At 62.8% G+C, this 12,102-nt stretch carries 9 protein-coding genes and 2 pseudogenes; 4 read left to right on the top strand and 7 right to left on the bottom strand.

Annotation, left to right across the window (positions count from 1 at the left end; genetic code table 11):
• Positions 1-68: 68 nt before the first annotated feature.
• From RIN13_RS13495 to RIN13_RS13470, 6 genes and pseudogenes are all read right to left on the bottom strand, one after another.
• On the bottom strand, positions 69-848 hold the full coding sequence (locus tag RIN13_RS13495; RefSeq protein WP_309107852.1) for an isocitrate lyase/phosphoenolpyruvate mutase family protein: 780 nt from the start codon (positions 846-848) through the stop codon (positions 69-71).
• 50 nt (positions 849-898) lie between these two features.
• Positions 899-1,140: pseudogene (locus tag RIN13_RS13490) on the bottom strand (DUF1622 domain-containing protein); the annotation flags it as partial.
• A 118-nt stretch (positions 1,141-1,258) separates the two neighbouring features.
• Positions 1,259-2,653 (bottom strand): NtaA/DmoA family FMN-dependent monooxygenase, encoded by a 1,395-nt coding sequence (locus tag RIN13_RS13485; protein WP_309107851.1) that lies wholly within the window; start codon positions 2,651-2,653, stop codon positions 1,259-1,261.
• Positions 2,653-3,890 (bottom strand): annotated as a pseudogene (locus tag RIN13_RS13480) (amino acid permease). The gene RIN13_RS13485 and the pseudogene RIN13_RS13480 overlap by 1 nt, the downstream one beginning before the upstream one ends.
• 321 nt (positions 3,891-4,211) lie before the next feature.
• Complete coding sequence (locus RIN13_RS13475) at positions 4,212-5,093, bottom strand: SDR family oxidoreductase (RefSeq protein ID WP_309107850.1); 882 nt, start codon at positions 5,091-5,093, stop codon at positions 4,212-4,214.
• A 79-nt stretch (positions 5,094-5,172) separates the two neighbouring features.
• Positions 5,173-6,102 carry an MSMEG_6728 family protein gene (locus RIN13_RS13470; RefSeq protein WP_309107849.1) on the bottom strand — a complete coding sequence of 310 codons (930 nt, stop codon included), beginning with the start codon at positions 6,100-6,102 and terminating at the stop codon, positions 5,173-5,175.
• Positions 6,103-6,296: 194 nt separating this feature from the next.
• Between RIN13_RS13470 and RIN13_RS13465 the strand changes: the two genes are divergently transcribed.
• Positions 6,297-6,869 carry a hypothetical protein gene (locus tag RIN13_RS13465; protein ID WP_309107848.1) on the top strand — a complete coding sequence of 191 codons (573 nt, stop codon included), beginning with the start codon at positions 6,297-6,299 and terminating at the stop codon, positions 6,867-6,869.
• Positions 6,870-7,023: 154 nt separating this feature from the next.
• Here the strand turns inward: RIN13_RS13465 and RIN13_RS13460 are convergent, their stop codons facing one another.
• Positions 7,024-7,671, bottom strand: coding sequence for a transglycosylase family protein (locus tag RIN13_RS13460; RefSeq protein WP_309107847.1), 648 nt, complete (start codon positions 7,669-7,671; stop codon positions 7,024-7,026).
• A gap of 382 nt (positions 7,672-8,053) precedes the next feature.
• On the opposite strand from RIN13_RS13460, the gene RIN13_RS13455 reads away from it, so the two are divergent.
• The 3 genes from RIN13_RS13455 (at position 8,054) to RIN13_RS13445 (ending at position 11,798) form a co-directional block, all read left to right on the top strand.
• Entirely contained in the window at positions 8,054-9,112 is a 1,059-nt protein-coding gene (locus RIN13_RS13455; RefSeq protein ID WP_309107846.1) for an adenosine deaminase, read from the top strand.
• 213 nt (positions 9,113-9,325) lie between these two features.
• Positions 9,326-10,255 carry a glycosidase gene (locus RIN13_RS13450; RefSeq protein ID WP_309107845.1) on the top strand — a complete coding sequence of 310 codons (930 nt, stop codon included), beginning with the start codon at positions 9,326-9,328 and terminating at the stop codon, positions 10,253-10,255.
• Positions 10,256-10,505: 250 nt separating this feature from the next.
• Positions 10,506-11,798, top strand: a complete 1,293-nt coding sequence (locus RIN13_RS13445) for an ammonium transporter (RefSeq protein WP_309107844.1) — start codon at positions 10,506-10,508, stop codon at positions 11,796-11,798.
• Positions 11,799-12,102: the final 304 nt, after the last annotated feature.

Raw genomic sequence — 12,102 nt, 5'->3', positions numbered from 1 at the left:
AGGGACAGCCCCCGAAAAGGGAAGTAGTCCTGCTCCGAAACGCGTACCAGTTGGCCTGAAGTCGCGAACTAGTTAAGCACCCGAATCCCCTCGGGCAGGGTGCCGCCAGCCATCAAATCAACCGCCGTATCCACCAATGCCGTGAGGGCTATGCGCTGGGTCCAAGGACCATAGGAAATCCTCGACACGCCCAGTTCCTGCAGCTTTGCTGGCGGCAAGGACCCCGGCACATTGATGACCGATACCTTGTTCCAGCCAATTCCTTCCACAAGGGCAACTACTGTGGCTTCATCGAGCAGGCCCGGAACAAAAACAGTGGTCGCGCCGACGTCGAGGTATGCCCGACCGCGCTCAATTGCGTCGGCCAAAACCTCGGCCGGGTTGCGGTCCTTCCCCTTGAGGAAGGCGTCGGTGCGGGCGTTGAGGACGAAGTCAATTCCCTGGGATTCTCCGGCTTTGATGACGGAAGCCATCTGGACGATCGCGTCGTCGATGGGCCGCATTTGGTCCTCGATGTTCGCGCCGACAATCCCGACGCCGATTGCCTTCCGAGTGGTTTCACCAGGATCGCCGTAACCTGCCTCGAGATCGGCTGAAACGGGAAGTTCTGTGACCGCGGCGATTCGACCTACAGCCTCGACCATCAGATCCACGGGGATGCTTTCGCCATCCTTGTAGCCAAGTGACGCCGCGATTGAATGGCTGGCCGTTGCCAGGGCGGACGTACCGGGGAGGTCTGCAATCACTTTGGCAGTAATGCAATCCCAAACGTTGACGAGCTGAAGAATTTGGGGTGCCTCATGAAGGCGAAGGAGTTCAACGGCTTTTGCAGTGGTGGATTCAGTCATAGGCCGAGCCTAGCGTGCCGTGTTATCGCCTCGCACACCCGGCGATGCGCCTACCCCCGGGCCGCAGCACCCGCACCCGCAGGCCCTGGCTCGCGGCCCACATCAGGCTCCTTTTGCCACGGCATGGCCCTGCTATTTCCAGTTCCAGCGAGAAGCTGAGGAACGTCCGGATGAGGACGATGATCGCGAGTACGCCCACGCTTTCGAAGGTGGGCGTAACGGCGACCGTCCTGATGATCTCGGCGGCCACGAGGAGTTTAAGACCCAGCAGGATGGAACGTCCAAGGAGCTGACACCAAGGCGAACCACCGAGAACCCGAACCACCGCGAACCCGAACCACGTGAGAGCTCAATCAGCCCCCGCAGCTCAATCAGCGCCCGCGCAGCCCCAACCAGCGAAAACCCCCTGCCTAAACCGAGCTAACCTCCGCGCCCTGCCTGAAGCCCGCGCCGCAGGACGAATCCGCCAAGAGATCAGAACCATCAGCGCGGAGCCTCGAACGCAGCGTCCCGCTCTTCGGCTCGGCACTGTACAGCCCACGGTCCACCAACTCAGGAACCACCAATTCGGCGAAGTCATTAAGCGATCCGGGGCTGACCAGGGGGTTGATCATGTATCCGTCCAGCCCGGACACGGCAGCGTGCTCCTGGATCTGCGAGGCAACATCTGACGGAGTGCCGATGAACAGGAGGTCCGTCCCGCGAGTGACGTCAGCGAACTTCTTGCGGACATCTCCAGCGGTCAGGGGCTTCTCGCCGGTTCCACCCTTGACCACGTACGAGGTCAATCCGTTGGAGAGGGTAGTGAGAGGCTCGTCGTCAGCGTATTTGCTGAGATCGATTCCGGTATCGCCTGCATAACTGACCAGCTGGGCCTCCATATGGTAGTTCCGCTGCAGCTCGTCATACTTCTGCTGCGCCTTGATGGCGGTGGGCGCAGTGATGATCCTGGCCAAGGCCATGGACCGAACCTCTCCAACAGGCCGGCCCACTGCCAGCGCTCGCTGCTTGATATCCGCCAACCCTGCGGCGATCTCCTGCGGGTCCTTCTTGGGCAGCAAGATCACTTCGGCGTGCTTTGCGGCGAATTCCCGGCCGCGCGGGGACCAGCCTGCCTGGAACAAGGCCGGCGTCCGTTGTGGCGACGGCGACGTCAGCGACGGTCCGTCTACGCGGAAGTGCTCGCCGTCGTGCTTTATGGGACGCACAGAACCGGCCCGGGCGTACACCTTCTGACTCTTACTGCCGACGACGGCGTCCGCCGCCCAGCTGCCTTCCAGCAGTTTGTAGAAGACATCCATGAACTCGTCGGCGCGGGCGTAGCGGTCTGCGTGTTTGAGCATCTCATCCATGCCAAAGTTGCGGGCTGCACTGGAGAGATAGGACGTCACGATGTTCCAGCCGATGCGGCCGTTGCTGAGGTGGTCGAGGGTGCCGAACCGCCGGGCCATCGAGAAGGGGTGCTCATAGGTGGTGGATGCCGTGATGACGAAGGAAAGTCGCTCGGTCAGGGCGGCGAGGGCCGGCACGTACATAAAGGGATCGTTAGCGGGCGCCTCGACGGCCCATTCGAGCGCGGCGTCGGCCGAGCCGCCGTAGACGTCGTACAGGCCCAGCACGTCCGCGAAGAAGAGGGCGTCCAGGTTGGCCTCCTCGGCGGTTATGGCGACGTTCCGCCAACGGTCCAAGGAGTTCACCTGCAGGCGGTCATCGAGCGGGTGGGTCCACAAGCTGGGCGCCCCGCCGCAGCCGACGCTCGCCTGTTCGTACAGGGCGAAAAGCAGTGGAGAGGTGGATGAGCTCATCAGAACACTTCGCTTTCTTCGATTGTGGAGGAATGGTCGACGGCGGTGCGTGGCCCGGTTTTGCCCGCGCCATAGCGCAAGCGGAAGTACAGGTAGCAACCGGCCACAAAGGCCAAGCCGAAGGCCAGGGCCACTACCTGATTGGGATCAATTGCCTGCCCAATGAGGGATATGAGGCAGATGGCAAAAGCCAGCAACGGTACAAAGGGGAAGAACGGTGCGCGGTAGGGCAGCGTGGTGACGTAGCCGCCGTCGCGCACAAAAGCCCGACGATGGAAAAAGTGCGAGGCAACGATGGACATCCAGACGCCCACTGCTGCGAAGCCTGCAATGGAAACGAGCACAAGGTAAACAGTTTCGGCAGCCATCACGCTGGACAGCAGGGAAGCCAGGCCGCCCACCATGCTCACGCCCAGGGCGATCAGCGGGATCCCACGCCGGGTGACGCGGCGGAAGGCCTTCGGCGCATGGCCTTCGTCGGCGAGGGAGAAGAGCATGCCTCCGCACGAGAACAGGCCGCTGTTTCCGGCTGACAGAAGCGCTGTGATGATCACGAAGTTCATGATGTCGGCAGCGTAGGGCATGCCCAGGCCGCTGAAGACAGTCACGAAGGGGCTTTCGTCCAGGCGAAGACCGCAAGCGTGGTCACCAGCACTCCTGTCAGTCCATTGGGAAAGAGCCCGTCCGGCGTCACGAAATTAGTGAGCAGCAGGGGAGGGCCGGCGTCGGAGTTCAAAGGCTGGAAGCGGAACAGGGCCGCACCGCCCAGGACGATCAGCGCCACGATGGCCGAAACCTTCACCAGGGAGAACCAGAACTCTGCTTCGCCGAAAAACTTGGCGGAGAAGGCATTGAGGCCGAAAACCAGGGCGGCGAACACCACACACCAGATCCAGACATCGACTCCCGGGAACCACCGCTGCATCAGGATCCCGCTGGCGGTGAATTCAGAGCCCAGAGCCACTGCCCAGCAGAGCCAGTAAAGCCACGCCGTGGTGAACCCGGTTGCTGGGCCGATGGACCGGGCAGCATAGATGTGGAAGGCTCCGGCCACAGGATAGGCGACAGCAAGCTCGCCGAGGCAGGCCATCACCAGATACACCAGGAGGGCGCCCAGAAGGTAGGCGAGGACTGCCCCAAACGGACCGGCCTGACAGATGGTGTAGCCGGAGCTTAGGAACAGTCCGGAGCCAATCACGCCGCCCATGGCAATCATGATCAGGTGCCGCGGACCCATGGTTCGCAGCAGGCCGCTGTCTTCCTGAGCGGACGGGTCTGTGGTCAACGGGTCTCCCGCCAACGCGTCCGCGAGCGCGCTCGCCTGAGGTGGTGGCAAGGCCGTGCGTGAGTGTTGCGGCATCTGTAGGCTCCGGATCAGGGGGAGTGGCCGGGGAGTCGGACCCCCCTCACGCTAGGTCGAGAGCACCCCAGCCTCCGCATTCGTTACAGAGTGTTGCAATATACGCACATGCAATTGCGCATTGTTACCAGAGTGCCGCTGTTGCCAGCGCGCCATTGCCCATCGCTCCGGCCCTTCGCTGATGCCAGTGTGCCGCCCTTACGGGTGCCTGACGCCTTTGCCCTCCAGAATTGCCCGGTACCCCTCCCTGTAGGTCGGAAAGCTGAATTCGAATCCTGTGCCTCGGAGCCGCTTGTTGCTGCAGCGTTTGTTGCCGCCCCGGCTCGGCTGGCCAGCGGAGCCCTCAGGTTCCCGCGATGCAGTTGGTGGGCAGGGAAGCCCCAGTTCTTCGGCCAGGAACCGCAGGACCTCGCCCATGTCAGCGGGATGGCTATCCACTCCCAGGTAAACGGGATGGGGAGTGGCTTCCATGGTGCACAAGTGAACAATGGCGGCAGCTGCATCGTCCCTGTGGATGCGGTTGGTGAAGCGAACTTCGGCTGGGATGACAGCGCTGCCGCTGCCGACCTGATCGATCAGGCGCGTCCGCCCGGGGCCGTAGATCCCGCCCAGGCGCAGCACCACGGTATCCGTGTCAGTCCCCTCAAAGTGGCCACGCAGCAGCTCTTCTGCCTCGAGGATGATGCGGCCGGAGAATCCGTCAGGGGCCGGCGTCGCGTCTTCATCCACCCAGCCGCCGCCGGCGTCGCCACAGACCGCCGTCGAGGAGACAAACAGCACCCGGCGGGGTCTGACGGCATCACGCTTGAGCGCATCCAAAACATTCCCAAGCCCGTCCACGTAGGCCGCCCGGTAGGCTGCCTCGGTGGACGAGTCCGCAGCAACGGCAATGACCACAGCCGAGGTATCCGCCGGGACGGCCGGCAGTTCGGCCGATGTGAGGTCAGCTGCGACACCCTCAATTTCGGCCGGAAGTTTCTCCGGTGAGCGTCGCCAACCCACCACCCGATGGCCGGCAGCGGCAAAACGCAGCCCCGCCTCGGTCCCAAGGTCGCCGCAACCGGCCATAAGCACTGTCATGCTCGCCAGTCTGCCAGAGCCCTCTTCCGTCGGCCTACTTCGTCCGTGGGCCTACATCGCCTGTGGGCGTACCTCGCGCTCAGGCCAGCGGCGCCGGAACCGGGAAGAACACCCGGGGATCCTGGAGCAGGGCCGGGTAGTCGAACGCCGAGCGGCTAATGACCTCAGTGACCTCAAAGTTGCGCCCGAAGCTGCCATCCGGGAGCGTGATGGGCCGTCCCAGAACCTTGCCCACTGCGAAAGAGCCTCCCTCTCCCAGCGGTATGGCAACGTTTGATTTGCCGGGGAGGGTCCGGAAGGCTTCCTCCTGGCGCTGGCGCTTCCGGGACGGCTTCTTCACGAGTTGCTTGGGTGGAAGTTTCTTGGCCTGCTTGGCCGGACGCCTTGATCCCGTCTCGGCGTAAACAAACTGATAGTCCCCGCCCTCTGGATCCTTGCCGGGAGATGCCACAGCCCCGGAGCGGCTCACTGCCGGCAGGCTGATGGTGTCGATTTTTTCCGGATCGGAATCGCCCACCGGTGCCCGAAGGATCCAGAGCAGGTTCTCCTCAGGGTCTTCAGGGAGGAACACGTGCTTTGGCTCGGGCCATACGTACTCAAGGTCCGCAGGCGTGCCGCGGAAAACCTCTGTATAAAAGCGCGGCTCCTTGCCGATCAGTTTGGAGCGGTGGCTCAGGTGAAGATCCGCATCACCCAGCCACGGAGGCATCGGAATCTTTTCGGCATAGGCAGGATGAGCTGCCTGCGGAGCAAACTCAGTGATCTTGTCCCGGGTTGTGTCGGCGCCCCCGCGGACGGTCCATTCGTCCACCATCGCCAGGCCATAGAGCGCCAGGGCCGGGACATAACCCATCCACATGCGGGTTGCCGGGTGCGACTGCCAGCCGTACTCCGGAATGACCAGGGCGCGCAGGATCTGCAGGGCTTCGACGCGTTGTTTGCCGAGCCGGACGGGATCAAGAGCGGCTGCACTCTGGTGGAAATCTGGGTACGGAAGGAAGGTCTGCATCCCTCCAGTGTGGAGCCGCCGAGGTTAGAGTCCAAATGGGCGCCGGATACCCGAAAAGGGGATGGCCTATCATGGTTGGAGAAGTGTGCGGCGTAGCCTACTCGACCATATGGTGAGACACCAGCGACAACACGCCGTAGCAGGACTAAAATTAATGGACCCTCATCAGCCGTCAGCCGCCCGGAAGAACTCCCATGACACTCACTCCAGCCGCATTACCGCAACCAAAGTACGGACAGATGCTCAGCCCGGACGCGAATGGCATTCTGGTGCTTGACGAATTCACCCTTGATCCCGCCGCTGCGATCAAGGAGCAGCATGGTTTCCGTGCCGCCCTCGGTTCCGTGGCGCAGGCGTTGAACCGCATTGTGGCTGCCCGGGTGATCATCGCGGTTGTGGCTATCGCCAACCTTCCGCTCTTCCTGCTGTCCACCGGCTGGTGGATTTACGGAGTGTCACTTGCCTTGGTGATCGGGGTTCACGCTTCAGTTTCCTGGCTGAACAAGCATGAGCCGAAGCTCCGCCAGCGTCATGAGCTGGAACTCCACATGCACCGTGAGCGCAGTGACAACTACCGCAAGATGCGCAACGCTGTGAAGTTCGTCATTGATTCTCCTTCGCGGATGAACGAACAGCTCTACCTGGAACTGCTGGCCGCCAAGCGCGTCGCTCTGCATCTTGCACTGGGTACCGTGGCGCTGCTGGACACGAGCGACGACACCGCGTGGAAAGTCCGGATCGTCCGCGAACTGCCCGTCGCTGCGTAGCCCCACAAACGGGGGAGCCAACAACCCGCGCAGCCCACAAGAAGCAAAAGCTTTTCCCATAAGCCCAAAGCAGTACGACGCCGGAGAGTTCCCTCAGGGGGGACCCTCCGGCGTCGTACTTCTCTTTTGGACGAGGTACTACCCGTTTGCCTGGCTACGCCGGCAGCTGCAGTACCTGTCCCTCGAAGACCAGGTTAGGGTCCGCGAGCGTATCGAGGTTGGCGTCGGCAAGGGTTTGCCAGCCGCCTGTGATGTTGAGCTTCTCGGCGACCTTGCTGAGGGTGTCGCCCTTCTCAAGGGTGTAGGTCTCGCCGCTGAGCGGAACGGCGGCCGCGTGGCGAGGAGCCGATTCGAGCGGCGCGCTTTCAAGCGGCGCCACGGCTGCGGTGGCCGGAACCTCAGCGGGAACCTGCTGGACCGGGACGCTTTGCGGAGCCGTCGCCGTCGCGCCCCCGCTCAAACCGAGCTGGGCTGCACACGATGGCCAGGCTCCCCAGCCCTGGCTGGCCTGGACCTGCTCGGCTACCGCGATCTGCTGTTCACGGCTGGCATCAGCTGCCGAGCCCGTGCCTCCGTAGGCAGCCCACGTGCTTGAGCTGAACTGCAGGCCGCCGGTATAGCCGTTACCCGTATTAGTGCTCCAGTTTCCGCCGCTCTCGCACTGGGCAAGGGCGTCCCACGTGTTTGTGGGAGCAGCGCTTGTGGCGTTGGCTGCGGTTGCAGATAGAGCGAGTCCTGCAACGGAAACGGCGGCCACAGTGATTCCGCGGCGCGCGGCAGTAGAGAGAGTTGATGATTTCATGGGTGAGGATGCTCCTGAGGGCCACCTGCGCTCGATCCGTCCCCGGAGGTCGTTGCGCCACTGCCCGCCCCTGACAAATAGAGGTCGTATTCGGTGTCTGCCGGCCGGGCAGTATCTGGTAGTGGCAGCACCGGGCATTCTTGGTCCCGCTTGGCGGGCCTGTCTTCCACGCTAAAACAGCTGGTTGCGGAAGCCAAATCGTGAGCCGGAAGGCGTGTCGTGACTGCCCGCCAGACGGCCCCTGATCCCGCCCCGTCCAATGGGCCCGGATCCCACGCGTCCAATGGCCTCAGAGCGCGCCCCAGCACGGCCCCGAGGCCCTCAGCTCACGCCAGCTGATCACCCCCGATCTTTTTTGGCGCCGGACGACTATTCTTGCGAGATGACCACGCACGACGACGGCGCTGACCTGCCGCTTGAGGACTCCCTTTCGCCCGAGCCGGAACCCACGCCGCCCGGGGTGCTGCCGGTGGCGGAATTGCACTTGCACATCGAGGGAACGCTTGAACCGGAGCTCATTCTCGCGCTTGCCGAGCGCAACGGAACCCAGCTGCCGTACACGAATCTGGACGAGCTGCGGGCACGGTACGAGTTCACTGATCTTCAGTCCTTCCTGGACCTCTACTACGCCAACATGTCCGTGTTGCAGACGGAACAGGACTTCGCGGACATGACCCGTGCGTACTTGGCCCGTGCTGCCCAGGCTGGCGTCCGCCATGCGGAAATCATGATGGATCCGCAGGCCCACCTGGCGCGCGGCATCCCCCTCGAAACGTGCGTCAAGGGGGTGGCGTCGGTCCTGGCCACCTCGGAAGAGGAATTCGGAATATCCACACTGCTGATCGCTGCGTTCCTTCGCGACTTGAGCGAGGAGTCAGCGCTCGCCGTACTCGAGCACCTGCTTGCAATGGAAGCGCCGATCTCTGCGATAGGGCTTGATTCGGCTGAAGTAGGCAATCCTCCCGCGAAATTCGAGCGGCTCTTCGCGATGGCACGGGATGCGGGATTGCACCTGATTGCCCATGCCGGGGAGGAGGGGCCGCCGGAGTATATTGTGGAGGCCCTTGACGTTCTGGGCGTGGAGCGGATTGACCACGGTATCCGGTGCATGGAGGATCCTGCGCTGGTGGAACGTCTTGTGGCCGAGTGGGTTCCGCTTACCGTGTGCCCGCTCTCGAATGTGAGGCTCAGGGCAGTGGATTCCCTGGCCAAACACCCGCTGCCTGAGATGCTTGCAGTGGGGCTGAACGTTTCCGTCAACTCGGATGATCCTGCCTATTTTGGCGGCTATGTGGACGACAATTTCAGGGAGCTGCAGGACGTGCTGGGGCTCTCGGAGTTTGACCGCGTGCGCCTCGCCTCGAATTCCATCCGTTCCTCGTTCGCTTCGGAGGAACGGAAGGCCGAACTCCTGGGAGAACTGGGCATTTCAGGCGGATGATGTGCGGGCCGTCTGATGGACTTTCCAATGGCCAATCGGCCGAGCCCTCGCTGAAGCTGACAGAATAACCGTTACTGATCGGTAAACAGGATAAACGCCCCGTTTCTCCTGTCACAGTGGTTCACGACACACGGAGTTAACCGTTTTCAGTGGGCTTATTTAATATTTCCTTGGCAAAATTGTTGGTGCATCAATCGCTTCTAAAGGAGACCCATGGGGAACACCGCTGAAAACACCAACCTTCGTCTGAAAGCCGTGCTGGAGGTTCTAGCCGAAGGGGTGTGGTCCGGCGAATCGGCGAACGCCGGCGCCGTGCTGGGCGAAGCAACTGCCCGCGTTCCTTTCAACGAACATGAGGGCGTGCTGCTGAGTGGCGGCATTCCCCGTGGACACAAGACCCTTACCTCGGCAACCGCCAAACTCGTGAAGGCAGGGTGGCTGGTCAAGGGCCGTTCAGGCTGGACCATCACCGACGACGGCCTGCGCGCAACCGTCGCCTTCCCTGACGCTTCCGCTTTTGGGACAGCGCTCGACGCCGGTACTCCCGTTCCGGCCGACCTTCCCGTTCCCACGGTGGCACCTGCCCACCTGGCGGCGAAGAAGACAACGCCGAAGAAGGCCGAGGACAAGAAGCCTGCCGCCAGGAAAGCTGCCAAGGTTGCAGACAAGGTGCAGGACAAAGCCACGCAACTGATCGAGGACGTTGTGAAGCCGGTGGCAAAGGCCGTCCGCACCCGCAAGCCTGCTGCCAAGAAGTCCGGGTCCGTTGCTCCGACGGCTGTTCCCGACGTCGACGCAGCCTCGGCTGACCACACCGCACCGGCAATCACCGTCGAGACGTTCGGCCAGCCTGAGGCAGTCGCTGTCGCCGGTGATTTCAATACCCTTCTGGGCGCCCCGGACAACTGGGCACCTCAGTACGACGAGGTCCAGCTGGAGCTGGATCAGCTGGACCAGCTGTGGAAGCTTTCAGCTGATCTGCCGGCCGGGTACTACACCTTCAAGATTGCGCTCAACCGTTCCTGGGATGAGAACTACGGTGCGTTTGGGGCGTTCGACGGCGCCAATCACGAACTGCACCACGCCGGCGGACCGTTGACCATCCAATACGATCACCGCACGCACGACATCCGCTACTCGTAAACACCTTCGCCTGACCCTGTTGTTCGGGGTTCGAGCCGGATCCGGTCAACGGATCCGGCTCTTGTGCTTTCCACTGCAGAGGAATTCTGCTCGTCATCATGTCCGTCCACGGTTCACCAGGTAACCCAACATTCCAAGGAATTAAACGCTGGCGAAACCCAAAGGCAGGCTCCAGGAATGAACATGTAGGTGACGGCATGCGTCGGTCTCAGCAAGCTGCCCGGACCCGACTATGAGTGGAGTTACCCCAATGAACCCTGGAGATGTCGCCTGGATCCTCGCGAGTTCCGCGTTGGTCTGCATGATGATCCCCGCCCTGGCACTTTTCTACGGTGGCATGGTGGGGTCGCGCCGAATCCTGAACATGATGATGATGTGCTTCGGCGGTGCCAGCCTTGTGGCCGTACTGTGGGCATTTTTCGGTTATTCAATGTCCTTCGGCAACTCGGTGGGCGGGCTCGGCCTCGTTGGGGATGTGACCGAGTACCTGGGCATGGACAAGTTGCTGGTCGAGGATCCGGAGGCGGCCATACCTCCGGCCCTGTTCGCAGCCTTCCAGCTCTTTTTTGCCTGCGTCACCACGGCCCTGGTTGCTGGTGCCGCTGCCGGACGCATGAAGTTCGGAGCATGGATGGTTTTTGCCGGAGTCTGGGCCACGCTGGTCTACTTTCCTATCGCCCACTGGGTCTTCGCCTTCACCTCCGCGGACGGCTCAGTCACTGGCGGCTGGATAGCGAGCGGAATCAAAGCTATCGACTTCGCTGGCGGAACCGCAGTGCACATGAACGCCGGCGTGGCGGCCCTGGCACTGGCCCTTGTCCTGGGCCGCAGTTCCGGTTGGCCCAAGATGGAACACACCAAGCCGCACAGCCGGCCCCTGGTACTCGTCGGAGCAGGCCTGCTGTGGGTCGGATGGTTCGGCTTCAACGCCGGTTCGGCCCTGAGTGCCGGGCAGTCGGCGGCGGTAGTTTTCCTTAACACAGCTGTCGCGGCGGCTGCAGGCCTGCTCGCCTGGGCATTGGTGGAGCGCGTACGGAGGGGTGCCGCCACGAGCATGGGCGCGGCCTCCGGGCTCGTCTCGGCGCTCGTTGCCATCACCCCTGCCTGTGGGGCGGTCAGTCCGCTGGGTGCTGTCGCGACCGGCGCCATCGCCGGTGCAGTCTGCTCATTGGCGATTGAGTGGAAGTTCCGGCTCGGTTTCGATGATTCGCTCGACGTCGTTGGCGTGCACCTGGTGGGTGGCATCATAGGCACACTCTTGGTGGGCTTCTTCGCAACGGATAGCGCCCCCAACGGAGTCAGCGGCCTCTTCTACGGCGGCGGGCCCCAGCAACTGGGCATCCAGGCTGTGGCGACCGGCGCGGTGCTGGCATACTCCTTCCTCCTGACCTGGGTTATCGCCAAGGTCCTGGACATGACGATTGGCCTGCGGATCCATGAAGAGGATGAGCTGCGGGGCATCGACCTTGCCGCCCATGCCGAGGATGCCTACCTCACGGACGAAGACCCGGTGAACCTGGGATCCGCCACCAGCCGGCCATGACAAGCTGACGCCTGGGATCTGCAAAAAACAGAAAGGCCCGCCAATGCTCTAAGCACTGGCGGGCTGTCCTGTCGAACGCGGTGCTGCTCCTAATCCGGCCCGGCCCTAGAACCTTGTGGGGTCCGGATTTGGCGGAACTGGCCCGGGGTCCGGATTTGGCGGCACAGGCCCGGGGTCCGGAATCGGCAAAGGCCCCGGAGTTGGAGGGGGATTGGGCTCGGGCGAGGGAGTGGGTTCCGGCGGGAACGGGTTGGTGGGATCGGGCGATCCCGGATTTGGGCCGGGTTCCGGCGGGAAGGGATCA

This window comes from Arthrobacter sp. (assembly GCF_031179985.1).
Taxonomy (GTDB): domain Bacteria; phylum Actinomycetota; class Actinomycetes; order Actinomycetales; family Micrococcaceae; genus Arthrobacter.
Note: the sequence above shows the minus strand (reverse complement) of the source record. Positions and strands in the feature narration are given on the sequence as shown.

Coding starts and splice junctions, on each gene's coding strand:
- RIN13_RS13475 (WP_309107850.1), bottom strand. CDS start 5,093: ATGACAGTGCTTATGGCCGGTTGCGGCGACCTTGGGACCGAGGCGGGG.
- RIN13_RS13450 (WP_309107845.1), top strand. CDS start 9,326: ATGGGGAACACCGCTGAAAACACCAACCTTCGTCTGAAAGCCGTGCTG.
- RIN13_RS13495 (WP_309107852.1), bottom strand. CDS start 848: ATGACTGAATCCACCACTGCAAAAGCCGTTGAACTCCTTCGCCTTCAT.
- RIN13_RS13470 (WP_309107849.1), bottom strand. CDS start 6,102: ATGCAGACCTTCCTTCCGTACCCAGATTTCCACCAGAGTGCAGCCGCT.
- RIN13_RS13465 (WP_309107848.1), top strand. CDS start 6,297: ATGACACTCACTCCAGCCGCATTACCGCAACCAAAGTACGGACAGATG.
- RIN13_RS13455 (WP_309107846.1), top strand. CDS start 8,054: ATGACCACGCACGACGACGGCGCTGACCTGCCGCTTGAGGACTCCCTT.
- RIN13_RS13445 (WP_309107844.1), top strand. CDS start 10,506: ATGAACCCTGGAGATGTCGCCTGGATCCTCGCGAGTTCCGCGTTGGTC.
- RIN13_RS13460 (WP_309107847.1), bottom strand. CDS start 7,671: ATGAAATCATCAACTCTCTCTACTGCCGCGCGCCGCGGAATCACTGTG.
- RIN13_RS13485 (WP_309107851.1), bottom strand. CDS start 2,653: ATGAGCTCATCCACCTCTCCACTGCTTTTCGCCCTGTACGAACAGGCG.